We start from the raw sequence: 23,236 nt of genomic DNA, 5'->3' as shown, positions 1-23,236 counted from the left end.
CTCCGCGGGATCGCGGGGGGCCTTCTTGCTGTCCGGCGTGCGGATGCTCTTCGCGTCGTCGGCTCGAGCCTCACCGCGCGGGGGGCGGAGAATCGCTCGTCGTCACGAAGATCGGCGACGTCGAGACCTCCTGCGTCGAGGACGCCGCGGTACCGGTGACCGCGGCCAGGCGCGCCCCGTCGATGCTCGTCACCGTCAGATAGGCCTTGCCCGTCGCCGGGAGCGTCACCGACGTCGTCGAGGTGTCCGCCGACGACCGGGCCGTGCGCCACATCACGCGGGTGGTGGCCCCCTTGTCGTTCGTGAACACGTACGACTGCACGTCGCCGGAGAGCGTGTCCGTGCGCACGTAGTGGAAGTCGTCGAGTTGCGACCGCAAGACGTAGAACGCGATCGCGGCCTTCTTCGGCTGGAACCCCTTGACGTTGTCCGTCGCCTGACGGAACAAGCCGAAGTTGTATTCCGTCTCGGTCGGGCCGTAATCGAGCGCCTGGTACCAGTTGACGAGAGCGATCTGCGGGCTCGCCTGCGGCGCGATGAAACTGTAGATGAGTCGATCGGCCTGCTGTTCCTCGGTACCGACCTTCGCGGGGTTGCCCTTCTGCTCGGTGGAGATCGACCACCCGACCTCCGTCATGTAGAGCGGCTTGCCGGCGCCGCGGTTGTTCTTCTTGATCAACCGCGTGATCTCGTCGGCGACCTCGCCCAGGCGCTGCGGCGTGAGCCCGTAGGGGTGGTACGAGAAGGCGTCCCCGTAGGCGACTCCCCCCGCCGAGAAGAAGTCGCGCCACCAGTCGAGGCTGACGCCCGCGAGTCCCCCGGCGACGATGACGACGTTCGGATGCCGTGACTTCACGAACGGATAGACGACCTTGGCGATGTCGAGATAGCAGGCCGCCGTCGCGCCACAGGCGCTGTTGTTCGTGCCGTTGAATTCGTTGAGCATCTCGACGGTCGTGACGTGCGGATGCGCGGTGAGGAACGCGTCGATGTACTTCGCGTAGGCGCGGATCGCCTCGGGTGACGAAGGGAGGCGGCCCCCGTCGTACAGCGGATTGCCGCTGCCGGCCGTCCAGACGAGCGACATGTCGTTCTGATCGTCCTCGTCGAGCGTGCGCTGGATCGACGGCGGTGTCGAGTACTCGCCGGCCGACAGCTCGAACTGGCTCCAGTACACCGAATCGCGCCGCGACGAGAAGCCGAGCCCCTTCAGCATCGGGATCAAGCGGTCCATGTTGACGCTGTAGACGCTGTTCGGGTGCGCGCTCAGCGTCTGCACGCTGTAGTAGCGATCGTCCGCGGGGGCGGGGCCGGTGACCCCGAACGCGGCGGTGACGTCTCCATCGGACGGCGAGGAGAGGGTGACCGTGTAATAGCCGGTCGGTATCCGCTGCGCGACGTCGATGGTGAGGGAGCCGTTGTCGGGCTCGGCGGTGCCGGAGACCACCTCGTGACCGCCCTCGTCGGCCACGCTCCACGTCACGCTTGCGCTGGCCCCCGACACGGCGAACGACACCGCCCCCGGGTCGGAGAAGATGAGCGTCGGATTCTCGAGGACGAGACGCGACGACGAGCTCACGCGCTGGACTGCGAACGTGAGGACGAGCGCGGCGACGACCAGGGCCGCCACGACGAGAACGATCGTGGTCGCCCACGCTGCGCGTCGGGTTCTCATCCGTTGCATCCTTCGCGGGCTCCGTCGGGCACGTCAGCTCATCGTAATCGTGCGACGAGTCGGCGCCGTCCCCACGCGCCCGCGCGCGCCGGCCGCGCGGTCGCGGGAACGAAAGCGCCCCCGACACCTTCCGAAACGGGAAGGCGCCGGGGGCGCTGGCTCATCGACCTCAGCGGGCCGAGCGGCGCACCTTGCGGTAGCCGAGGGCACCGAAGCCCGCGAGCAGGAGTGCCGCGGCACCCCATGCGAACGGAGCCACGTCGCCCATGCCGGTCACGGCGAGGCCGCCACCGTTGCCGCCGTTGCCGGCTCCACCGTTACCGGCGCCACCGTTGCCGTTGCCGCCCGGAGCGGGGGTGCCGCTCGGGGAGGGCGAGGGCGCCGGAACTGCTGCGACGGCGAAGCTGACCGTGGCGCTGCTGGAGACGCCCTCGACGGTCTGGGTCGCGACGACCGCGTAGGAGCCCTCACCGAGGGCGGCGGGCAGCACGATCGACCAGGTGCCGTCTTCGTCGACAGTGGTCTCGCCGACCTTGGCGTCGTTGATCGTCACGACGACCTTCGCACCGGCGACACCGGTGCCCGAGACCGAGGTGGGAACGGCCGCGCCGCTGTAGGTGGCGCCGTCCTGGATGCCCGAGATGGTGGGAGCCGACGGAGCGACCGTGAACGACGAGGTGGCCTCGGCGGAGGTCTGCCCGTCACGCGCCTGAACGGCGGTGACCGAGTAGGTGCCGATGCCGAGGTCGGTCTTGACCGACCACTGCCCGCTGGCCGAGACCTTCGCGGTGCCGGTGGCGTCGCCGCTCAGCGTCACCGTGGCGCCGGCGAGGCCGGTGCCCGAGATGGCGGTGAGCTCGTTCTCGACGATCGAGCCGTCGACGGGCGAGACGATGACCGGGGCCTCCGCCTTGACGACGACCGACGCGTCGACCTTGGCCGAGGTGTTGTAACCGTTGACGGCCTGCAGCGAGAAGTCGTAGTCGCCCAGCTTGTCGGGGGCCGGGAAGCTCCAGTTGCCGGAGCCGTCGGTGGTCGCCTCGAAGGCATCGCCCACGGCGGGGGTGACCTTCACGGTCGAGCCCGCGGGCGCGGTGCCCGAGATTTTGCCGCCCACGGCGACCGTTCCGCCGTCGGCCGGGGTCGTGAGAACGGGAGCGTCGATCTTCAGCGCGACGGTGTAGCCACCGGTGCGCTCGAGGCCGGCCTGGAGGTCGGCGGCCCACATGAAGGAGCCCGTCGCGGGGTCTCCACCCGAGACCACGCCCACGGCGGTTTCGCCCTGGAACACGGCGCCGCCTGAGTCACCGCCGGCGACGGTGCCGGGGGCACCCTCGACCGCGAATCCGTAGACCCAACGGACCTCGTCCTCTTCCTGGACCTGCATCCAGCCCTCGGCCGTGACGGTGCCGCTGGTGAGACCGGTCGTACGACCCGACTTCGACGCTGACGTGTTCAGCTGGGCCTTGCCCACGGCGCGCACGTCGGTGGTCGACTCCGACAGATCGCTCGTCGTCGTCCAGTCGGTGATCTCGGGGAGCAGATCGAGCGTGACGTTGGTCACGTCGATGGTCGCGATGTCGACCGACGAGGCGTTGCCGTTGGCGCCCTCGCTGTTGCCCGGGCCGCCGAACTGCGAGAAGCCGAGGGTTCCGAGCGGAGCAGCGATCGCGGGCTGGGTGCCGCCGGCGGCCTGGTCGCGGGAGGGGACGGTGAGGAAGCTCTGCGTGAGAGTGCCGTCGGCGTTGCAGTGGCCGGCAGTGATGACGGCGGGGTCGCCCTCGGGGGTCCAGCCGCTGAAGCCGACCGAGCACAGGGCGCCCGAGGTGGCGTCGATGGGCGAGATGTAGCCCGCACCGCCGACGACGTCGGTGGCGGCCAGGGCCGAGATCTTGCCGATGTTCTTGACCACGACGTTCGAGGTGGAGTCGACGAAGGCCTTGGCCGTGCCCTCGAGCTCGGCCTCGTCGGTCGAGGTGAAGATCACGACGTTGCCGGAACCGTCTTTCGCGACGCCCTCGACCTGGTCGTTCTCGGTCATCAGCTTCTTCGCCGTGGAGTCGAACTGGGGTCCCGAGGTCGGGGCGGTGGACTCCGCCTCACCGGCGAAGGCGACAGCCGGGGCCAGGAGTCCGGAGGCGGTGAGCGCCAGAGCGGCGGACGCACCGGCCCACCCCAAGCGCTTCATGTTTCGTGTCATCGTCTCTCTCAAGTGTCTCGTCGGAAAACGCGCGGCGAGCAGGACGGGAACCGCGATCGGGCCCCCACCCACCTCTCAGCGTCGCGCCTACCCTACGACAACCTGAACGTTCGTTATGAAGTTCTTTTCGCTTTCCGTCGTCCATGAGAGGACTCTCATGGCACCCGGGATCTCGACGGTGCGTCTCCCGTCCCTCCTCGACGTCTCGAAACATCTGGGGAGCGGAAACCATTCGCGGCGGAAGACGTCGGATGCGGTATGCCGCCGCTTCACCCGCAGCCTCGCTTGACGGGCCGTCTGAATCCCCGCGGCCCCGCGCCTAGAATCGACCCGACCCCGCGCCGCATCTGTAGGCGTGCGCGCAACGACCACCTGATGCCAGGAGCACCCGTGCCCGACACCACGCCCCGCCTCGTCGCGTTCGATCTCGACGACACCCTCGCCCCGTCGAAGTCGCAGATCGACCCCCGCATCGGCGAGCTCCTGCTCGCCCTCGCGGCGCGCGTCGAGGTGGCGATCATCTCCGGAGGCCAGCTCCAGCAGTTCCGGACCCAGGTGGTCGAGCGTCTGCCGCAGGCCGACGCGGCGCTCCTGTCGCACTTCCACCTCATGCCGACCTGCGGAACGCAGTACTACCGCCTGAACGCCGACGGCATCGAGACGGTTTACGCGCACTCGCTCACCGACGACGAGAAGCAGCGCGCCCTCGCCGCAGTGCGCGAAGAGGCCGAACGCCTGGGTCTGTGGGAGGCCGAGCCCTGGGGAGACATCCTCGAGGACCGCGGCTCGCAGATCACGTTCTCGGCTCTCGGCCAGTCGGCGCCGCTCGAGGCGAAGATGGCGTGGGATCCCACGGGCGAGAAGAAGAACAGCCTGCGCGAGGCCGTCGCCGCCCGCATTCCCGACCTCGAGGTGCGCTCGGGGGGATCGACCTCGGTCGACATCACCCACCGCGGGATCGACAAGGCCTACGGCATGGGGAAGCTCGCGGAGGCGACCGGCATCTCCCTCGACGACATGTTGTTCGTCGGCGACCGCCTCGACCCCGACGGCAACGACTACCCCGTGCTCGCCATGGGCGTGGAGTGCCAGGCCGTGCACGGCTGGGAGGACACCGCGGCGTTCCTCGACGAGCTCGTCCCCACGCTGCCGGAGCGCGTCGAGAGCTGAGCCCGAAGGGCCGCGGCGCCCGCCGCGCTAACGTCGCCCGCGCTCGAGCGCGGGCGACGCCTGACCGTCAGAGGATCTGACCGATGGGCTCGCGCTTCTCGGCCTGGAATCGGTCTTCGGTGCGCCCGTAGGCCCAGTACCCCGACAACGACACCTGCGTGCGCTCGAGGCCCCACTGCCCGAACACGATGTCGCGCAGGGCCTTCATGGCCTCGCGCTCCCCGTGGGCGAACACCTGCCCGCGTCCGGGGAGCGGCTGCCACTGCGCCACGGCCTCCGCGAGCATCGGCGTCGCTCCGGCGGGAGCGTCCCCCCGGTGCACCCAGGTGATGGCGATGCCCTCGGGCGCCCGCAGGGTCAGCTGCTCGTCGGAGCCCTGGACCTCGAGGAACGCCGCCCCCACGGCATCCGGAGCCAGAGCCTCCAACGCCGCCCCGATCGCCGGCAGGGCCGACTCGTCGCCGACCAGGAGGTGCCAGTCCGCCGTCGGGTCGGGGGCGTACCCCCCACCGGGCGATGAGACGACCAGGCGCTCCCCCGGCTCGGCACGGGCGGCCCAGGGGCCGGCGAGCCCCTCATCGCCGTGCACGACGAAGTCGATCGTGAGCTCGTCGCCGTCGACCGCCCGCACCGTGTAGGTGCGCGTGACGGGGAGGTCGGCGGGGGCCAACGTCTCGCGCAACGCGGCCAGGTCGTACGGCGGCTCCAAGCCCAACTCGGGCTTGGCGAAGGTGATCTTGACGTAGGCGTCGGTGTACGGGCTCTCGCGGAACGAGGCGAGGTCGGCACCTCGCGCACGGATGCGCACGAGGTGCGGGCTCAGCCGCTCACGGGAGACGACGGACAGCACGTGCTGCGGACGCGGCGGGCGCGCGGGGCGATCGGACACGGTTCTCCTTCTCAACACGGGCGTGGACGGCCCGTGAAACGGCTCAGACGGGTGTGGACCGCCCGTCGGCGGTCACGGCGACGCGCGCCGCATCGGCGACGGCTGCGTCGGCGGGGTCGGACGGGCTCAGCGCCTGCGCCACCTCGGTGTAGTAGTCGGCGATGTGCCGGCGGATGCAGTCCCTCGCCTCGGCGGCGTCCCCGCGTTCGACGGCGTCGACGATCTGCCGATGCTCGCGCCGAAGCCGCTGCGCGGTGCTGCTCCAGTCGTCGAGCCGCAGGGCCCCGGCTCGCGTGTAGGCCTCGATCGAGCTGCGGAGTCCGGCCATCATCGCCGAGACGACGGCGTTGCCCGACGCCTCGGCGAGGGCCTGATGGAACCGCGCGTCGAGGGCGAGGAACTCGTCGGATGCCAGGTCGTCGGCATCCATCGCGTCGAGCACCTCGACGGTGTCGGTGAGGTCGGCCTCCGCGCCGGCGAGGCGTTCGGCGACGTCGCACTCGAGCACGATGCGCGTGCGCACCACGTCGCCGAGCGGGAAGCCGTTGGCGGCGACCTGCAGGCGCAGGAAGGCGGCGAGGCCCCCGCGCGGTGTGGTGACGATCATCGCCCCCGCGGTGGGGCCCGATCCCGTCGCCGTGCGTACGACGCCCAGCACTTCGAGCACGCGCACCGCCTCGCGCACGCTCGAGCGTCCCACGCCCAGCTGCGTGGCGAGCTCGCGCTCGGGCGTCAACCGGTCGCCGGGTGCCAGGCGTCCTTCGCGGAGGTCGCCCTCGATCCGCTCGAGCACCACCTGCCACGCGCGTGGAGCGCTGTTCGGCATGGCATCCCCCGTCTGCGCGGGCCTCACGGTGTGACCCGACCACATCACCCTACGCGCGTGTCCGCGCGGCGATAGGGGGTTCAGGCGTCGGCGGCCGTGCGGTATCCCTCGGGGTTCGTCGTCTGCCAGTTCCAGTAGTCGCGGCACGCGTCGTCGATCTCGAGTCGCGTGCGCCAACCGAGCACCTCGCCGGCCTTCGTGGGGTCGCAGTAGGTCGCAGCGACATCCCCCGGGCGGCGGTCGAGGATCTTCTTGGGCAGTTCGTGACCGACGGCCTTCTCGAACGAGGCGATGAGCTCGAGCACGCTGACCGGACGACCGGTGCCCAGGTTGAATACCGCGTGACCCGGCTGCGCCTGCTCGAGGGCCGCGACGTGACCCTCGGCGAGGTCGACGACGTGGATGTAATCGCGCAGCCCCGTGCCGTCGGGGGTGTCGTAGTCGGAGCCGAAGACGCCGATCTCATCGAGCGAGCCGATCGCCACGCGCGAGACGTAGGGCATGAGGTTGTTGGGGATGCCGGCGGGGTCTTCGCCGATGAGGCCCGACGGGTGCGCGCCGACCGGGTTGAAGTAGCGCAGCACCGTCACGTTGAGGTCGGGGTTCACGCGCGCGACGTCGGCGAGCACGACTTCGTTCATGCGCTTCGACTTGCTGTAGGCGTTCGAGAGGTCGACGCTCGTGGTCGACTCCTCGGTGAAGGGCAGGTCGGCCGGGTCGGAGTACACCGTGCCGGTGCTCGAGAAGACGAAGCTCCGGATGCCGCGGGCGATACCGACCCGCAGCAGCGCGAACGTGGTGTCGAGGTTGTTGGAGTAGTACTCGAGGGGCTTCTGCGTCGACTCGCCCACCGCCTTGAACGCGGCGAGGTGGATGACGGCGTCGATCGGTCCGTGCTCGTCGAACGCCGAGGCGACGACCGCTTCGTCGGCGGCGTCGCCGATGATCAGCGGCGCGGGCTTGCCGGTGATCTTCTCGACCCGCTCGGCGGCGACGGCGTGCGTCCCCGACAGGTCATCGAGGAGAACGACGTCGTGGCCGGCTTCAAGCAGGGCGACGGCCGTGTGGGTTCCGATGTAACCGGCACCGCCGGCCAGGAGTACGCGCATGCCTCCAGGCTATCGGTCGACGCCCACGCCGATCGTCGCGCTCGTGGTCCGGGCGGCTCTCAGCGGCCGTCGAGCCGCCCGCCGGACTCGCGCAGGTAGCACGCCGCGCACATCGACTCGTAGGTGACCTCGCCCGCGATCTGCCCCTCGTCGATCGCGACCTGGTCGCCGTCGAAGACGAACCGGCCGCCGACGAGACGCGCGTTGAAGATCGCCTTGCGGCCGCAGCGGCAGATGGTCTTGAGCTCTTCGAGGCTGTGGGAGATCTCCATCAGGCGGGCCGATCCCGGGAAGGCCTCGGTGCGGAAATCGGTGCGGATACCGTACGCGAGCACGGGGATGCCGTCGAGCACCGCGATGCGCAGCAGGTCGTCGACCTGCGCCGGGGTGAAGAACTGCGCCTCGTCGACGAGCAGGCACGCCACGGGGGCGTGCCCCGCCGCGGCGTGGAACACCTCGCGCAGGTCGTCTGCGCGCGCCACGAGGAAGTCGACCGCACGCTTCACGCCGAGTCGGCTGTCGATCTGGTCGGCGCCCTTGGTGTCGATCTCGGGCTTGGCCAGCAGCACGCGCTGCCCGCGCTCCTCGTAGTTGTACGCCGCCTGCAGCAGGGCCGTCGACTTGCCGGAGTTCATCGCCCCGTAGCGGAAGTACAGCTTCGCCACGAGCGCCTCAGGGGTTGATCGAGAGGGCCTGCGCCGTGGCGTCCAGCTCTCGACGGGCGACGTCGGGCCGCGTGTTCAGCGACTCCCCGTAGCTGGGGATGAGCTCGCGCAGGCGCGGCTCCCACGCGGCCATGCGCTCGGGGAAGCACGTCTTGATCAGCCCGAGCATGATCGACACGGCCGTCGAGGCGCCCGGCGAGGCACCGAGCAGACCCGCGATGGAGTGGTCGGCCGAGGTGACGACCTCGGTGCCGAACTGCAGGACGCCGCCCTTGTCCTTGTCGCGCTTCATCACCTGGGCGCGCTGACCGGCGTCGAGCAGCTCCCAGTCGTCGTCCTTCGCGGTGGGCATGAACTCGCGGAGGCTGTCGACCTTCTTCGCGTGCGTCTTGAGCAGCTCGCTCACGAGGTACTTGATCAGGCCCGGGTTGTCGACGGCGACCTTGAGCATGGGTCCGATGTTGTGCGGACGCACCTGCGTGACGATGTCGAGCATCGAGCCGTTCTTGAGGAACTTGGGGCTGAACGTCGCGAACGGTCCGAACAGCAGAGCCGACTCGCCGTCGACGACGCGCGTGTCGAGGTGCGGCACCGACATGGGAGGCGCGCCCACCGAGGCCTGCGAGTAGACCTTGGCGCGGTGCTTCGAGACGATGTCGGGGTTCGAGGTCTTCAGCCACTGGCCGCCGATCGGGAAGACGCCGTAGCCCTTGATCTCGGGGATGCCCGAGCGCTGGAGGAGCTTCAACGCCCATCCGCCCGCACCCACGAAGACGAACTTCGCGTTGATGGAGCCCGGGGTGCCGCCGATGACGTGGCGGTACGAGACCTCCCAGGTGCCGTCCTTCTTCTTCTTGAGCTTCTTCACGTCGTGGTTGGTGGCGACCTCGACGCCCTTCTCGCTCAGATTCGCGAACAGCTGGCGCGTGAGCGAGCCGAAGTCGACGTCGGTGCCGGCGGGCACGCGGGTGGCGGCGAAGGGTTCGCCCTTGCGACGCTTCTGCATCAGCAGCGGAGCCCACTGGTTGATGACGCGGGAGTCCTCGCTGTATTCGATGCCGGCGAACAGCGGCTGCTGCTTGAGCACCTCGTAACGGCGACGCAGGTACGCCACGTCTTTCTCACCGCGCACGAACGTCATGTGCGGGGTCGCGTTGATGAACGTCGACGGCTCGTCGAGCACGCCCTCGGCGACGAGCGTCGACCACAGCTGACGGCTCTGCTGGAACTGCTCGTTGATGGCGACGGCCTTCGACGGGTCGAGCGCTCCGTCTTTGCTGTCGGGCATGTAGTTGAGCTCGCACAGCGCCGCGTGGCCCGTGCCGGCGTTGTTCCAGGCGTTGGAGCTCTCCTGCGCGACGTCGCTGAGGCGCTCCAGCACCGCGATCTTCAGATCGGGCTGGAGGTCTTTGAGCAGCGTGCCGAGAGTGGCGGACATGATGCCGCCACCGATGAGGAGAACATCGACGTTTTCAGTCACCCGTCGATTCTAGGTGCGGGCCGTGAGGTGTCTCGACATCGAGAGATCGGTCGGTTCGATGTCGAGACACCTGACACGCGGCATCCGGATGCCGTGTCCTCAGGCGGTCGCGAGACGCTTCTGGGCGACGAGCTCGGCGATCTGCACCGCGTTCAGCGCCGCGCCCTTGCGCAGGTTGTCGTTGCTGATGAACAGCACGAGGCCCTTGCCCTCGGGTGCGGACTGGTCGGCGCGGATGCGACCGACGTAGCTGGGGTCGGTGCCGGCGGCCTGGAGCGGGGTGGGCACCTCTTCGAGGCGCACGCCGGGGGCGTCGGCGAGCAGCTCGCGCGCGCGCTCGGGGGAGAGGTCGCGCGCGAACTCGGCGTTGATGCTGAGCGAGTGGCCCGTGAAGACGGGGACGCGCACGCAGGTGCCGGCAACGCGCAGGTCGGGCAGCTCGAGGATCTTGCGGCTCTCGTTGCGCAGCTTCTTCTCTTCGTCGGTCTCGTTGAGGCCGTCGTCGACCAGATTGCCCGCGAAGGGGATGACGTCGAACGCGATCGGGGCGACGTACTTCTGAGGTGCGGGGAAGTCGAGGGCCGAACCGTTGCGCACGAGACGCTCGACGCCGCCCTGGGCGAGCACTCCCTCGACCTGACCCAGGAGCTCCTGGGCGCCGGCGAGGCCGGAGCCCGAGACGGCCTGGTAGGTGCTGACGATGAGGCGCTCGAGGCCCGCCTCGGTGTCGAGGACCTTCAGCACCGGCATGGCGGCCATGGTCGTGCAGTTGGGGTTGGCGACGATTCCCTTGACGGCCTGAGCGATCGCGTGCGGGTTGACCTCGCTGACGACCAGCGGGACCTCGGGGTCCATGCGCCAGGCGCTGGAGTTGTCGATGACGAGAGCGCCCGCCTCGGCGAAGCGCGGCGCGTGGGCGCGCGAACCGGTGGCGCCGGCGGAGAAGAGGGCGACCTCCACCCCCGCGGGGTCGGCCGTGGCGACGTCTTCGACGACGACGGAGTGACCGCCGAAGTCGATCGAGGTACCGGCGGAGCGGGCCGTGGCGAACAGGCGCAGCTCGCGGATCGGGAACGAGCGCTCGGCGAGGATCTCGAGCATGACGGTGCCGACCTGGCCGGTGGCGCCGACGACGGCGAGGGAGATTCCGGAATCGGAGATGCGGGTCATGCGAGTGTCCTTGCGTTCGGGATTTCGATGATCTTACCGGCAGGCGAAGACGGCTCTTCGCGAACCCGTTACACCGCGGAAACAGCGCGCTCTATATTGTGTTCACGATGAACACTTATGACGGATCCTCCTCCGTGCGGATCGCCGTTCTGCAGGCCCGCGGAGAGCCCGGCGACGTGCCCCGCAACCTCGAGCGCATCGCCCAAGCCGCACGCGAGGCGCGGGAGGAGGGAGCCGAGCTTCTGGTGACCCCCGAGATGTTCGCGACCGGCTACAACATCGGTCCGCGACTCGACGAGGTCGTGACCGCTGACCTCGTCGACCGCCTGCGCGAACTCGCCGTGCAGGCCGACATCGCCCTCGTCGTGGGCACCGGCCTGCGCCGGGTCGACGGGATCGCGAACGCGGCGCTCGCCATCGACGCCGACGGCACGGTGCTCGCGCGCTACGACAAGACGCACCTGTTCGGCGACCTCGACCGTTCCCTCTTCGTCGCGGGCGACGCGCTCGGCCCCCTCGTCAGGTGGCGCGGCCTGCGCGTCGGCCTGCTCATCTGCTACGACGTGGAGTTCCCCGAGAACGTCCGTGCCCTCGCGCTCGCCGGCGCCGACCTGATCCTCGTGCCGACCGCGCAGATGGAGCCGTACGCCTTCATCGCGGAGCACCTGATTCGCGTGCGCGCGTGGGAGAGCCAGGTCGCCATCGCCTACGCCAACCGCGTCGGGTCGGAGGGCGACCTGCGCTACGTCGGGCGCAGCAGCGTCGTGGGGGCCGACGGTGTCGTGCTGGCCGCCGCAGGTGCCGATCGCGACGAGCTGCTGCTCGCGACGATCGACCCCGCCGTGATCGACCGCTCCCGCGCCGCCAACCCGTACCTGCGCGATCGGCGTCCCGACCTCGCCCACGACCTCATCCCACAGACCGCCCCCCGGCAGCCCGAACCCGTCATCTCCCGCGAAAGGCCGCCCGCATGACCCCCACCTCCTCGACCGCCCCCGGCAGTACCCGGCTCTCGGGCCGCCTCGGCACCGGCTCGATCGTCTTCATGGTGATCGCCGCCGCCGCTCCCCTCACCGTCATCGGCGGCAACGTGCCGATCGCCGTCGGCTCGGGCAACGGCGCCGGCGCACCGGTCGGCTTCCTGCTGGCCGCACTGGTGCTCCTCGTCTTCGCCGTCGGCTTCGTCACGATGACGCCCTACGTCCGCGACGCCGGGGCGTTCTTCTCCTATGCCTCGGCGGGTCTCGGCCCGCGCGCGGGCCTCGCGGCCGCCTTCATCGCCCTCGTGGCGTACACCGCGATCCAGGTCGGGGTGTACGGCTTCCTGGGATGGGCGCTGGGCAATCTTGTGACGTTCTTCGGGGGCCCGACCCTGCACTGGGGCGTCTACGCCTTCGTCGCGCTGATACTCGTCGCCGTGCTCGGCTACCGCCACATCGAGCTGTCGTCGCGCGTGCTGGGCATCGCCCTGGTCGCCGAGATCACCGTGGTCGTCGTGCTCGACGTCGTCATCTTCTCGACCGGCGGCGCCGAGGGCATCGCCTGGTCGACGTTCTCGGCCGACAACGTCTTCAGCCCGGGACTGGCGATCTCGGTGCTGTTCGCGCTCACCGGGTTCATCGGATTCGAGGCGACGGCGGTCTTCCGCGACGAGGCGCGCGATCCCGCCCGCACGATCCCCCGCGCGACCTACCTGGCCGTCATCATCATCGGCGTCTTCTACGCCGTGTCGTGCTGGGCGCTGATCACGGGCGCGGGCGCCGACGGCGCCGTCGCCCTCGCGAAGGCGACGCTGGCGGGCGACGCGAACATGCTCATGGACCTCACCGGACGCTACCTCGGCCCGATCTTCCAGGACATCACGCAGATACTCCTGGTGACCAGCCTGTTCGCCTGCGTGCTGTCGTTCCACAACATCATCGCGCGCTACCAGTTCACCCTCGCCGGCCGCGGGGCCCTCCCCCGACGGCTCGCCGCGAAGCACGGTCGCCACGGATCGCCCGCATTCTCGTCGGTCGTCCAGACGGTCACGGCGGCGGTCATCGTGGGCGCGTTCGCTTTGTTCGACGTCGAGCCCCTGGTCGGCGTGTTCAATTCGATGGCCGGGGTCGCCACCGTCGGCATGGTGCTGCTCATGCTGCTCACCTCGGTGGCCGTGCTCGTGTTCTTCTCGCGCAACGCGCAGGTGCGCCGCGCGCTCATCGGCCGCGCGGTGATCGCCCCGATCGCCGCGGTGATCGGGCTGGCACTCTCGCTCTGGCTCGTGCTGTCGAACTTCACGCTGGTGACGGGAGGAAGCGTCGCACTGTCTATCGTTCTGGCTCTCGTGCCGGTGGCCGCAGGTGTGGTCGGGACGGTCTGGGGCGCACGACACCGCATCGGCGAGATCCAGGTGCCGGATGCCACGCCCACCGCCGCGATCGCCGTCGCTCGCGCGCAGGATGACATGATCGACGGATGACGACAGGGAGTGCCGACGCCGCCGCGGCACCGGCACTCTCGTCCATCGTCCCGCTCTCGGCATCCGACGCCGTAAGAGCTCGACTGTGCCTCGCGATCGAGCTGGGCCTGCTGCTGCCGGGCGCCCACCTCCCCTCGGATCAGCGCGCGGCGGACGCGTTCGGCGTCAGCACGGCGACCGTCCGCCGGGTGTTCGAGACGCTGAGCGAGGAGGGGCTGCTCGAGCGACGCCGCGGACGCAACGGCGGAACCTTCGTCTCGACCCACGCCGACATCTCGAACTGGGCGAACGATCCGGCCGTCGTGCGGCTGCGCAGCGAGACCCCGACGGTACGGGCCCTCATCGCCCAGCGCGCCCTGATCGAATCCTCCCTCGCCGCCGAGGCGGCCTGGCATCGCGACGACCCGGCGGCGCTCGACCACCTGAGTGCCGCGCGGCAGGCGAGCGCCGACGCGTCCGCGGCGGAGGACTGGTCGCAATTCCACGAGGCCGACGTGCGGTTCCACCGCGCGATGGCCGCGGCTGCCCTGCAGGACTGGGCCCTCGACGCACACCGCACGACCGCCGACGCGCTGTACGGCTATTTCGTGCCGTACCCGATCGAGTACCTGCGCGGCAGCAACGACGAGCACCTCGCGATCCTCGCGGCCGTCGAGGCCGGCGACGCCGAGCGTGCGGCGACGCTGGCGCGCGAGCACGTGCTCGAGCTGCGCGCGTCGATGTTCATCTCGGCGCGACCCAGCGGCATCCGCTCGTCGTGAGCGCCGACCGCAGCTGAGCGCGGCGGTTCAGCGACCGGTGCCGGCGTGGACCGTGGCCTCGGCGTCGCCGTCGAGACCGTAGGCGGTGTGCACGAGACGTGCGGCCTCGGCGAGGTCGACGCCGCGCACCACCACCGAGATGCGGATCTCGGAGGTCGAGATCATCTCGATGTTGACGCCCGCCAGGCTCAACGCCTCGAACAGGGTCGCCGAGACACCCGAGTGCGTGCGCATGCCCGCGCCGACGACCGAGAGCTTGCCGATCTGATCGTCGTGCACGAGGCTCTGGAACCCGACCTCGGCCTGCTCGCCCGCGAGCGCCTTCAGCGCGACCGAGGCGTCGGTCTTGGGCAGCGTGAACGAGATGTCGGTGCGACCGGTCGCCGCCGCCGAGACGTTCTGCACGATCATGTCGACGTTGGCACCGGACTTGGCGACGATCTTGAAGATGTCGGCGGCCTTGCCGGGCACGTCGGGCACGCCGATGACGGTGATCTTGGCCTGGCTGAGGTCGGTGGCGACGCCAGCGACGATGGGCTCTTCCATGGTGGCTCCCTCGGGGACGAGCGGGGACTTCTTCGACGGGTCGAGCACCCAGGTGCCCTCGTTCGGGCTGAACGTGGACCGGGCGTGGATCAGCACGCCGTGGCGCCGCGCGTACTCGACCGCGCGGATGTAGAGGACCTTCGCGCCGTTGGCGGCGAGCTCGAGCATCTCTTCGCTGCCGACGCGGTCGAGCTTGCGCGCGAGAGGCACGACGCGCGGGTCGGCGGTGAAGATGCCGTCGACGTCGCTGTAGATCTCGCAGACGTCGGCCTTCAGCGCCGCGGCGAGCGCGACGGCGGTCGTGTCGGACCCGCCGCGACCGAGCGTGGTGATGTCGCGGGTGTCGCGGTTGAAACCCTGGAAGCCGGCGACGATGACGATCGCGCCCTCGTCGAGCGCCTCGCGGAGTCGGATGGGCGTGACGTCGACGATGCGGGCCGCGCCGTGCGTGGCATCCGTGATCATGCCCGCCTGGCTGCCGGTGAACGAGCGCGCCTCGAAGCCCATCGAGTGGATGGCCATGGCCAGCAGGGCCATCGAGATGCGCTCTCCGCTGGACAGCAGCATGTCGAGCTCGCGCGGTGCGGGGATCGGCGCGACCTGACCGGCGAGGTCGAGGAGCTCGTCGGTGGTGTCGCCCATGGCGCTGACGGCGACGACGACCTCGTGGCCGGCGCGACGCGTGTCGACGATGCGCTTGGCGACCCGCTTGATGCTCTCGGCGTCGGCGACGGACGAGCCGCCGTACTTCTGGACGATCAGAGCCATGAGGAGAACTCCCGGAGGGGTCGTGCGTCGGGATGCCACGACGCCGGCGCTGGTGCCGCGCCCGAGGATCATCCTAAAGCCGCGCGCATACCGCCCCCGTCATGCAAGTGCTGTCATGCAAGCGCCCAGTCGCCCGCGGATAGGATCGACGGGTTCCACCCCCTCCCCCCTGGAGCGATCGGATGCCGCTCACCCCCGGCCACTGGCTGTCGTCGCTGCGCCGCCTCGTGCACACCGACGACGCGTCGTCGTCGCCCGACACGACCCTGCTGCCCGTCATCGACGAGGCGCTGTCGACGCGCATCCTCGACCTCGCGATCCGCATCGGCGAGACGATGCTCGTCGTCGGCGCGCCCGCCAACGAGGTCACGCTCACGATCGTGCGCGTGTGCGGGGCGTACGGGCTCGACCCCGTGCACGTCGACGTGACCTACAACTCGATCACCATCGCGCACAGCCGGCCCGGAGCGACCCACCCGACGACGCTGCTGCGCGTCGTGCGCGGCTCGGTGCCCGACCACGCGAAGCTGCAGCGCCTGCAGGCCCTCGTCGAAGAGATCGCGAGCGGGCTGGCCCTCGACGACGCGATCTCGCGGTGCCGGGCCATCCGGCGCCTGCCGTTCCGCTACCGCCCCGCGATGGTCATCGTCTCGCAGGCCTCGCTCGCGGCCGGGGTCGCCATCATGTTCGGCGCGAACTGGCTCGCCCTCGTGCTGTCGTTCATCGCCGCGGCGCTCGCGGCGACCACGCAGCACATCATGGCCCGGGCCCGCGTGCCCTACTTCTTCGCCCAGATCGCCGGTGGCTTCGTGCTCACCGTCGTCGCGGCCCTGTCTCCCCTGCTGCGCTACACGGGCATCGACGCGGCCGCGGCGATCAGACCGTCGGTAATCGTGGCATCCGGGATCGTGCTGATGCTCGCGGGACTCACCGTCGTCGGCGCGGCCCAGGACGCGATCGACGGCTTCGCCCTCACCGCCACGGGCCGCATCCTCGAACTGACGACCCAGACGCTCGGCGTGGTGCTCGGGATCCTCGCCGGACTCGAGACCGTGCGCGTGATCGGGCTCGGCATGTCGCCGCCGTCGACGGCCCTGCCGCTCGGACCCGTCGCCCTGCAGTTCGTGGGCGCGGCCGTCATCGCCATCGCGGTGGCGGTGTACAACGGCGCCGGGGCGCGCATCGTCGTGGTCAGCGCAGCGCTCAGCCTCGTGGCCTGGGCAGGCTACGTCGCGGCGACCGGTGTCGGGTTCGAGGTCGCGGCCGCGAGCGGCGTGGGCGCCTTCATCGGCAGCTTCGTCGGGATCGTCGTCGCCTACCGCCTGCACGTGCCGTCGGTCGCGATCACGACCGCGGCGATTCTGCCGCTCGTGCCCGGTGCCGCGGTGTTCCGCGGACTGCTCGGCGTCGTCGAGTCGGGCGACGACCCCGCCGTGCTCATGACCGGCGTCACCACCCTCGCGGGAGCGGCGACAATCGGCATCGCGCTGGCCGTCGGCGCCTCGCTCGGCATCTACCTCGGCCAGCCGGTGCGCGCGACGCTGACCAGCGTGACGCGGGTGCGGGCGCGGGTGCGGCGGTAGTCGGGCGCCGATCGTCGGATGTCGGCGCGGGGGCGCTCAGGAGCAGGCGCCGGGCGGCTGCGCGGCGATGGAGTGCGACGAGGGCATGTCGACGTCGAAGCCCACGGTCAGATGCTGATCGCGGACCGCGACCGACCTCACGGTCACGAATCGCGGGAAGAGGGACGCGAGGCACACGGCGGGCGGCTGCACCGCAGACGCGCCCTGGGTGCCCACGGTGGTCGCCAGATCGGCGACCGAGACGGTGTTCCCGCCTGCCGTCACCGACACCGGAGCCACCTGCAGCGCGCCCGCCTCGAGTCGAGGGGAGAGCGCGACGCTGACGGGTACGCGCCTGCCGGCGGATGTCACCACGACGTCGAGGGTCACGTCCGTTCCGCGGAACCCCACCTGAGCGGCTCGCGCCGATTCCGCGGGCACGAGCAGCGCCGTCGCCTGGGCGGAACCCAGCCGCATCTCGCCGGACGCGGTCTCGGTGGTCAGCTTCTCGTCAGCCAGCTGAACACCGCCGAAGGCCGTCGTGAGTTCGACGGTCGTGGGGCCGACCGCCATGTTCGCCGCGGTGACCGTGACGCTGTCGAGACGCCCGAGGAGAGCCTGGGGAACGACGGGGCCCGCCACCTCGACGTCGAGGCGCTGGGTGTCGGGAACTCCGAAGGCCGCGCGCCACTTCTCGGCCACGGTGTGCTCGACCTGCGCCCGGATGATGCCGTCGGCCGTCCAGAACGCCGCCGCGATCAGGGCGAGCAGGACGACGATGAGCACGACGACCAGACCCGCGGGTGACGGGCGCTCGGCATCCGCCCCCTCGTCCGCCGGCTCCGGGGCCGCGGGGAGCACGATGGTCTGCTCGTCGGAGAGGGTCATCCGAAGCGTCCGTTGACGTAGTCGTAGGTGCGGGGGTCGACCGGGGCCTCGAACATCGCCCGGGTGTCGCCGTACTCGACGATATGACCCGGCTGCCCCTGGGATGCCAGGAAGAAGGCGCACTGCTGCGAGACGCGCTGCGCCTGCTGCATGTTGTGCGTGACGATCACGATCGTCACCTCTTTCTGCAGCTCGCCCATCGTCTCTTCGATCACGCGGGTCGAGGTGGGATCCAGCGCCGAGCACGGCTCGTCCATGAGCAGCACCTTGGGCTTGATCGCGAGCGAACGGGCGATGCACAGACGCTGCTGCTGACCACCCGACAACCCGCCGCCGGGCGCGCGGAGGCGGTCCTTGACCTCCTTCCACAGGCCCGCCGAGGTGAGCGAGCGCTCCACGAGGTGATCTTTCTCGTCACGGCTCGCGCGCACGCCCGTCAGCTTCAGCCCGGCCACGACGTTGTCGTAGATCGACATCGCGGGGAAGGGGTTGGGCTTCTGGAAGACCATGCCGATGTCTTTGCGGGCGTCGGTGAGGCGGCGGGTCTGCTCGTAGATGTCGTCGCCGTCGAGAAGCACCTCGCCGGCGAGCGAGGCGGAGGGCACGAGCTCGTGCATGCGATTCAGGATGCGCAGGAAGGTCGACTTGCCGCAGCCGGACGGGCCGATCAGCGCCGTGACCTGGCCGGCGGGCATGGTCAGCGACACGCGGTCGAGGACCTGATGGTCGCCGAACCAGGCCGTAATCCCCCGCGCCTCAAGGGTGGCGAGCGGAGCGGGCGAGGAGAACACTCGGGCCGGAGCGGGGGCGATGCTGACCGTCGGGACCCCCTCGATCGGCGCGAAGGTCAACGAAGCGCGGTCGCGACGGCGGACGTCGCCGGCGGGAGGGACCACGGTGGTGATGTCGTCGTGGACGGGCGCTGCGGGTGCGGACGGCGTCGCTGCGCCGTGCGCCGGGATGACGCGGGTGATGTCGTCGGACATGCGGGCCTCTCGAGGGTCAGAGGAGGTTGGGAAGGAGGAGGGTGATCTGCTGGGTCACGAGGAAGCCGGCCAGCAGGAGAACGGGCACGAAGACGATCCAGGTGCGTTGGGCACCGAACCGTCGGAAGGCCCAGACGGCCGCGAGCTCGGCCGCGATGAGGAACTGCACGGCGAACACGAGCGCCCACACGGTCGTGGTGTCGGTCGCCAAGGGGCGTTGCTCGGGCGGCAGGGCGGCGGTCGCGGTGACGCGCGCGCCGCGCGGCTGCGCCGTGCCGACCAGACGCGCGTCGACGTAGGCCACCCCCGACGGCACGTACGGGGCTCCGCGCGAGGTCATGAGCACGAGGCGACTCTCCCCCGCCTTGAGGTTGGGCAGGGTCGGATCACCCGCGTACCGCACGCCGACCACTGAAAACTCCTGGAGCCCCTGGCCGGTGCGCACCGTGATGGCATCCCCGGGGCTGAGGCTCTGGATGCCCGAGAACGGACCGCCGAAGGCACCGTTGCGCGCCATCAGCGTGCTGACCCCCGCCTGTCCGGGCAGGATGGTGTCGCGCTGATGACCGATGCCCTGGGCGGTCTCGACCGACGACGATCCCTCGACGATCACCTCGTGCAGTCCCAGGCTCGGGATCTCCATGATGCCCACCGGCGCCCCGTCGGCGACCAGGTCGTCGTCGAAGGTGTACTCGCTCACCGGGGCCGTACCCGCGAGCAGCTGCGCGCGGAACTCGTCACCGAGGCGCTGCTGCGACACCAGGTGCTGCACGTGGCTGAAGACGGTGACGTTGAGCACGAACATCAGGGTCAGGATCGCGGCCATCGCCACGACCGCGCGGGCGATGCTCTCGGTCGCCGTCAGAGGCGGTGCTGGCAGCTTGGTCCGGGGCGGGCGACGCGGCGGACGCGGCGCGGCGGACGCTCGGCGGGCCCGCGCCGGCGCCGAGGCGGGCGGATCCTCGGTGACGGTCACGCGCTCACCGCCTGGGGCACCGCCGCGAGCGTCACTCGACGCACGATGATCACAATTACGACGGCCGCCGCTCCGGCTCCCGCGAGCAGGAGGACCAGCCACGGCACGACGAAGACGGTGGCATCGCGGGTGAGGGGTGCGAGCTCGGTGCCGTCCACCTGCGCGGGCGGGTTGACGCGGACGTGCGCGGTCAGCACCGTCCACTGGCCGGCACCGGCGAGCTCGGCGCTGAGGGTCCTCGTCTCCCCCGGCTTCAGGCCCGACAGAACGACCCCGTCGACGTTCGCGATACGCAGGCCGAGCGCGTTCTCCATCCAGAAATCCGCGGTCAGATCGATCGACGACTTCGAGGTGTTGCGCACCGTGAACCACATCTGCACGCGCCCGTCGAACGGGTTGATCGAGGGCGTGCTGCCGGTGGACAGACCGCTGATCGCCAGGATGCCGCCGAGGTCGACGGCGTCGACGAGCGTCGCGGGGGTCGGGGTCGACGACTGCACCGACGACGACCCACCTGCTCCCCCGGTGCCGAGTCCCGCTCCGCCGGAGGTGCCGAAGCCCCCGGCCCCGCCCGAGCCACTGCCGCCGGTGACTCCGCCGCCCGCGGAGGAACCCGTGCCCGCGGAGGAGCTCGGACCGCACACCAGGGCGGTGATCCCCATTCCTCCGCTCGGCGCGGGACTCGCCGCAGGGGCGGACGGCGACGGCGAGGGGCACTGCACCGGGGCCGGGGAGGCGGCCTGGGCCGCCGCGACCGGGGGGACGGCCAGCGCCATCGTCAGCAGGGCCGCAGCCAGCATCCGGCGCGCGTCGGCCACACGAGGACGCACGAGCCTCACGCGCCCGACTCGGCGAACTCGGGCTCGCGCTCGGCATCCGCCTTCCGGCGCGCGACGGCCTCGGTGTACTCCATCCATTCCTTCGCGCGGGCGTCGTCACGGCGCCGCACGAAGCGGACACCGCCCCAGACCAGCAGCGCGAGGACGATCAGCCCGAGGGCCATCCACGGCACCACGAACAGCACGGTGTCACGCGAGACGCTCGTCAGCGGGCCGGGGTTCGGCGCCGTCTCGTCGACGCGCGGGTAGACCGTGACGACCGGATTGAGGTAGATCCACTGGCCGACACCGGCGATCGTCGTGGTCACGGTACGGGTGCTTCCGGGCAGCATCTCGGACACGTCCTGCTCGAGCGGCGTCGACAGTCCGATGCCGAAGAGCCCGCGCACCTCGCTCTTCAGGGCGCCGGAGAGCGCGACGTTGCCGGCGTTTCGTACCGTGAAGGTCACGGTCGTCTCTCCCGCGAAGGGGTTCAGGCTCGGGGTGTACGACGACGAGATCCCCGCGATCGAGAGGCCCGGCTGCAGGTCGCCCGCGACGCGCACGTACAGGCGCGTGCCGAGGCGACGATCGACGAGCACCTGCCCGTCGGGAGATTGCACGGATGCCACGAGCCCGCCGGCGTGATCTCCCGGGGTCGCGTCGTCGGGCGCGCGCACCGTGAAGGGGATCGTGGTGGTCTCGTCGGGCTGCAGGGTCACCTGCACCGAGGGCGCGCCGCTGAAGCTGATCCATCCGCCGGCGTCGGTGGGGGCGACCCCGCTCTCGAGGAGGCCGAACGCCCCGTCGTCGGTGTTATAGGCATCGGTGGCGTAGACGGAGAAGGTCTGCGGGCCGGTGCTGCGGTTGGTGACGCTGTAGGCGTCTTCGAGCGACTGGCCGGGGGCGATGCTGTAGTCGAAGCGCGTCCGCAGCGGGCCGTCGTCGCTGACGGGCTGGGCGGAGATGCCGATCTCATCGACGGGGGCCGCGTCGTCGGCGAAGGCGGGCGCGGCGGTGAGCGCCGCGCCGAAAGCGAACGCACCGGCCAGAACGGCCGCCGTCGCTGCGAGAAGGCGGGCGTTCGGGCGCACCGCGGTTCGGATGATCTGCACGGTCTATCTCCGCAAAATGGGCTTACGGCCGCAGGGCGGCGTCATAAACGAGGGCTGAACGAGCTCGGTCGGAGAGGAGGGGCGGCGCCTGTGGCACCGCCCCTCCCGGAGGTCACTTCGAGACGAGCGTGAGCGTCATCTTCGAGGTGTAGGTACCGGCGGGGGTGCCGGCGGGGGCGACGAGCTTCAGGTCGGCCTTCAGCTCGGTGGTGGGCTCCGTCGACACGCCCACGGCGGACGTGGCGAAGGGGCTCGGGTAGACCGCGGAACCAGCGGCCTGCGCGGTGCCGGCCGTGGCGGCGGCGGAACCGCCGGTCTTGGTGACCGTGACGCCGAGGTTCTTCTTGTCGATGGTGTTGGCGCCGGAGACGAAGTCGGCGACGCTCTGGGTCATGTCCCAGCCCTTGCGGTTGGCCGTGCTGCGCGAGTCGATCACGTTGATGCCGGTGATCGAGCCGGTGGACTCGGACTGCTGCGTGGCGGTGTTGATCGCCGTAGCCAGAGCGACCGAGGTGGTGGGCACGGTGAAGGTGAGCGAACCGGCTGGCTCCTGCACGTCGGCCGAGACCGCGATGTCCTTCGAGTCGCCGCCGGTGGGCGGGGGCGTGGTCGTCTGGTACGTCGTGGGCTCGTAGGTGTAGTCACCGCCGGGCTTGACGGTGATGTGCACGAACGTGACGCCGTAGACGGCCGCCGCGTTCTGGTCGGTGAAGGCCAGACCGAGCGAGAACTCGCCACCGTTCGCCTTCGCCGCAGCGAGGTTGACACCCGCGGTGTTCTCCGGGGCCAGGTTGGGGGTGAGCACCGTCTGGGTGCCGGGGGCGAAGCCGTTGATGGCCTTCGACACCCACTCGAGGGGCTGCAGTTCCTTGCCACGGGGCGAGAGGAAGACGTACGGCTGAGCGGCCTGCGACGGAGCCTGGAAGTAGGTGTCGTAGTTCGTGAAGTCGGTGCTCTTCGGGTAGCCGAGGACCTGCTGGCCCCAACCGATGGTCGAGTCCTTCGTGAGGAGGGTCTCGTCGTTGTTCCAGAGGTACATCGACTCCAGCGACGGCGGAGCCGAGGTGGTGGGGGTGTCGGCGTGAGCGGCCGAGGCGGCGCCCCCGGCGAGGAGCGAGACGGCGAGGGCGCCCGCGAGAGCGGCCTTCACCTTGGAGATGCGGATCATGTT

The 23,236-nt window shown here is 70.4% G+C and carries 20 protein-coding genes; 5 read left to right on the top strand and 15 right to left on the bottom strand.

What is annotated here, in order from left to right; all coding sequences use genetic code 11:
- Positions 1-70 precede the first annotated feature (70 nt).
- Together ABXS86_RS15335 and ABXS86_RS15330 are read right to left on the bottom strand one after the other, a co-directional pair.
- The gene (locus ABXS86_RS15335) at positions 71-1,675 is read right to left on the bottom strand and encodes a hypothetical protein (protein WP_307213105.1); all 1,605 of its coding nucleotides are present in this window, start codon (positions 1,673-1,675) and stop codon (positions 71-73) included.
- A 169-nt stretch (positions 1,676-1,844) separates the two neighbouring features.
- Positions 1,845-3,875, bottom strand: a complete 2,031-nt coding sequence (locus ABXS86_RS15330) for an Ig-like domain-containing protein (protein WP_307213108.1) — start codon at positions 3,873-3,875, stop codon at positions 1,845-1,847.
- A gap of 375 nt (positions 3,876-4,250) precedes the next feature.
- Here ABXS86_RS15330 and ABXS86_RS15325 point away from each other — a divergent pair, with 375 nt between their 5' ends.
- Positions 4,251-5,045 carry an HAD-IIB family hydrolase gene (locus ABXS86_RS15325; protein WP_307213110.1) on the top strand — a complete coding sequence of 265 codons (795 nt, stop codon included), beginning with the start codon at positions 4,251-4,253 and terminating at the stop codon, positions 5,043-5,045.
- Positions 5,046-5,112: 67 nt separating this feature from the next.
- On the opposite strand, the gene ABXS86_RS15320 is transcribed toward ABXS86_RS15325, so the two are convergent.
- The 6 genes from ABXS86_RS15320 to ABXS86_RS15295 form a co-directional block, all read right to left on the bottom strand.
- On the bottom strand, positions 5,113-5,934 hold the full coding sequence (locus tag ABXS86_RS15320) for a siderophore-interacting protein (RefSeq protein ID WP_353665030.1): 822 nt from the start codon (positions 5,932-5,934) through the stop codon (positions 5,113-5,115).
- Positions 5,935-5,977: 43 nt separating this feature from the next.
- A complete protein-coding gene (locus ABXS86_RS15315; RefSeq protein ID WP_353665029.1) occupies positions 5,978-6,787 on the bottom strand; it encodes a FadR/GntR family transcriptional regulator in 810 nt (269 codons plus the stop codon).
- A gap of 53 nt (positions 6,788-6,840) precedes the next feature.
- Complete coding sequence (galE, locus tag ABXS86_RS15310; protein WP_307213117.1) at positions 6,841-7,869, bottom strand: UDP-glucose 4-epimerase GalE; 1,029 nt, start codon at positions 7,867-7,869, stop codon at positions 6,841-6,843.
- A gap of 59 nt (positions 7,870-7,928) precedes the next feature.
- Entirely contained in the window at positions 7,929-8,534 is a 606-nt protein-coding gene (locus tag ABXS86_RS15305; protein ID WP_353665028.1) for a thymidine kinase, read from the bottom strand.
- Positions 8,535-8,541: 7 nt separating this feature from the next.
- A complete protein-coding gene (locus tag ABXS86_RS15300) occupies positions 8,542-10,014 on the bottom strand; it encodes a malate:quinone oxidoreductase (RefSeq protein WP_144832972.1) in 1,473 nt (490 codons plus the stop codon).
- A gap of 99 nt (positions 10,015-10,113) precedes the next feature.
- Complete coding sequence (locus tag ABXS86_RS15295) at positions 10,114-11,184, bottom strand: aspartate-semialdehyde dehydrogenase (protein ID WP_353665027.1); 1,071 nt, start codon at positions 11,182-11,184, stop codon at positions 10,114-10,116.
- 107 nt (positions 11,185-11,291) lie between these two features.
- Between ABXS86_RS15295 and ABXS86_RS15290 the strand changes: the two genes are divergently transcribed.
- From ABXS86_RS15290 to ABXS86_RS15280, 3 genes are read left to right on the top strand one after another with little or no spacing between them, the layout of a single operon-like run.
- Positions 11,292-12,158, top strand: a complete 867-nt coding sequence (locus tag ABXS86_RS15290) for a carbon-nitrogen hydrolase family protein (protein ID WP_353665026.1) — start codon at positions 11,292-11,294, stop codon at positions 12,156-12,158.
- Positions 12,155-13,645: an APC family permease gene (locus ABXS86_RS15285; RefSeq protein ID WP_353665025.1), complete on the top strand. Its 1,491-nt coding sequence runs from the start codon at positions 12,155-12,157 to the stop codon at positions 13,643-13,645. Before ABXS86_RS15290 ends, ABXS86_RS15285 begins: the two co-directional genes overlap by 4 nt.
- Complete coding sequence (locus ABXS86_RS15280) at positions 13,642-14,406, top strand: FadR/GntR family transcriptional regulator (RefSeq protein WP_353665024.1); 765 nt, start codon at positions 13,642-13,644, stop codon at positions 14,404-14,406. The genes ABXS86_RS15285 and ABXS86_RS15280 overlap by 4 nt, the downstream gene beginning before the upstream one ends.
- 27 nt (positions 14,407-14,433) lie before the next feature.
- On the opposite strand, the gene ABXS86_RS15275 is transcribed toward ABXS86_RS15280, so the two are convergent.
- Positions 14,434-15,720: an aspartate kinase gene (locus ABXS86_RS15275; protein WP_307214108.1), complete on the bottom strand. Its 1,287-nt coding sequence runs from the start codon at positions 15,718-15,720 to the stop codon at positions 14,434-14,436.
- A 182-nt stretch (positions 15,721-15,902) separates the two neighbouring features.
- Here ABXS86_RS15275 and ABXS86_RS15270 point away from each other — a divergent pair, with 182 nt between their 5' ends.
- Positions 15,903-17,303, top strand: a complete 1,401-nt coding sequence (locus ABXS86_RS15270; RefSeq protein WP_353665023.1) for a threonine/serine exporter ThrE family protein — start codon at positions 15,903-15,905, stop codon at positions 17,301-17,303.
- Between the two features lie 36 nt (positions 17,304-17,339).
- On the opposite strand, the gene ABXS86_RS15265 is transcribed toward ABXS86_RS15270, so the two are convergent.
- The 6 genes from ABXS86_RS15265 to ABXS86_RS15240 all read right to left on the bottom strand — a co-directional run bounded on the left by ABXS86_RS15265 (position 17,340) and on the right by ABXS86_RS15240 (position 23,233).
- Entirely contained in the window at positions 17,340-18,170 is an 831-nt protein-coding gene (locus tag ABXS86_RS15265; protein ID WP_307213130.1) for a DUF2993 domain-containing protein, read from the bottom strand.
- Positions 18,167-18,961: a phosphate ABC transporter ATP-binding protein gene (locus tag ABXS86_RS15260; RefSeq protein WP_409988251.1), complete on the bottom strand. Its 795-nt coding sequence runs from the start codon at positions 18,959-18,961 to the stop codon at positions 18,167-18,169. Before ABXS86_RS15260 ends, ABXS86_RS15265 begins: the two co-directional genes overlap by 4 nt.
- A 211-nt stretch (positions 18,962-19,172) precedes the next feature.
- On the bottom strand, positions 19,173-20,132 hold the full coding sequence (locus ABXS86_RS15255) for a sortase (RefSeq protein WP_353665022.1): 960 nt from the start codon (positions 20,130-20,132) through the stop codon (positions 19,173-19,175).
- A complete protein-coding gene (locus tag ABXS86_RS15250) occupies positions 20,129-20,950 on the bottom strand; it encodes a hypothetical protein (protein ID WP_353665021.1) in 822 nt (273 codons plus the stop codon). The genes ABXS86_RS15255 and ABXS86_RS15250 overlap by 4 nt, the downstream gene beginning before the upstream one ends.
- A 17-nt stretch (positions 20,951-20,967) precedes the next feature.
- Positions 20,968-22,065 (bottom strand): WxL protein peptidoglycan domain-containing protein, encoded by a 1,098-nt coding sequence (locus ABXS86_RS15245; RefSeq protein ID WP_353665020.1) that lies wholly within the window; start codon positions 22,063-22,065, stop codon positions 20,968-20,970.
- Between the two features lie 112 nt (positions 22,066-22,177).
- Positions 22,178-23,233, bottom strand: a complete 1,056-nt coding sequence (locus ABXS86_RS15240; RefSeq protein ID WP_353665019.1) for a hypothetical protein — start codon at positions 23,231-23,233, stop codon at positions 22,178-22,180.
- Positions 23,234-23,236: the final 3 nt, after the last annotated feature.

Source organism: Microbacterium sp. che218 (assembly GCF_040436305.1).
Taxonomy (GTDB): domain Bacteria; phylum Actinomycetota; class Actinomycetes; order Actinomycetales; family Microbacteriaceae; genus Microbacterium; species Microbacterium algihabitans.
The sequence above is the reverse complement of the archived record's forward strand: the minus strand, read 5'-3'. Positions and strand labels throughout refer to the sequence as shown.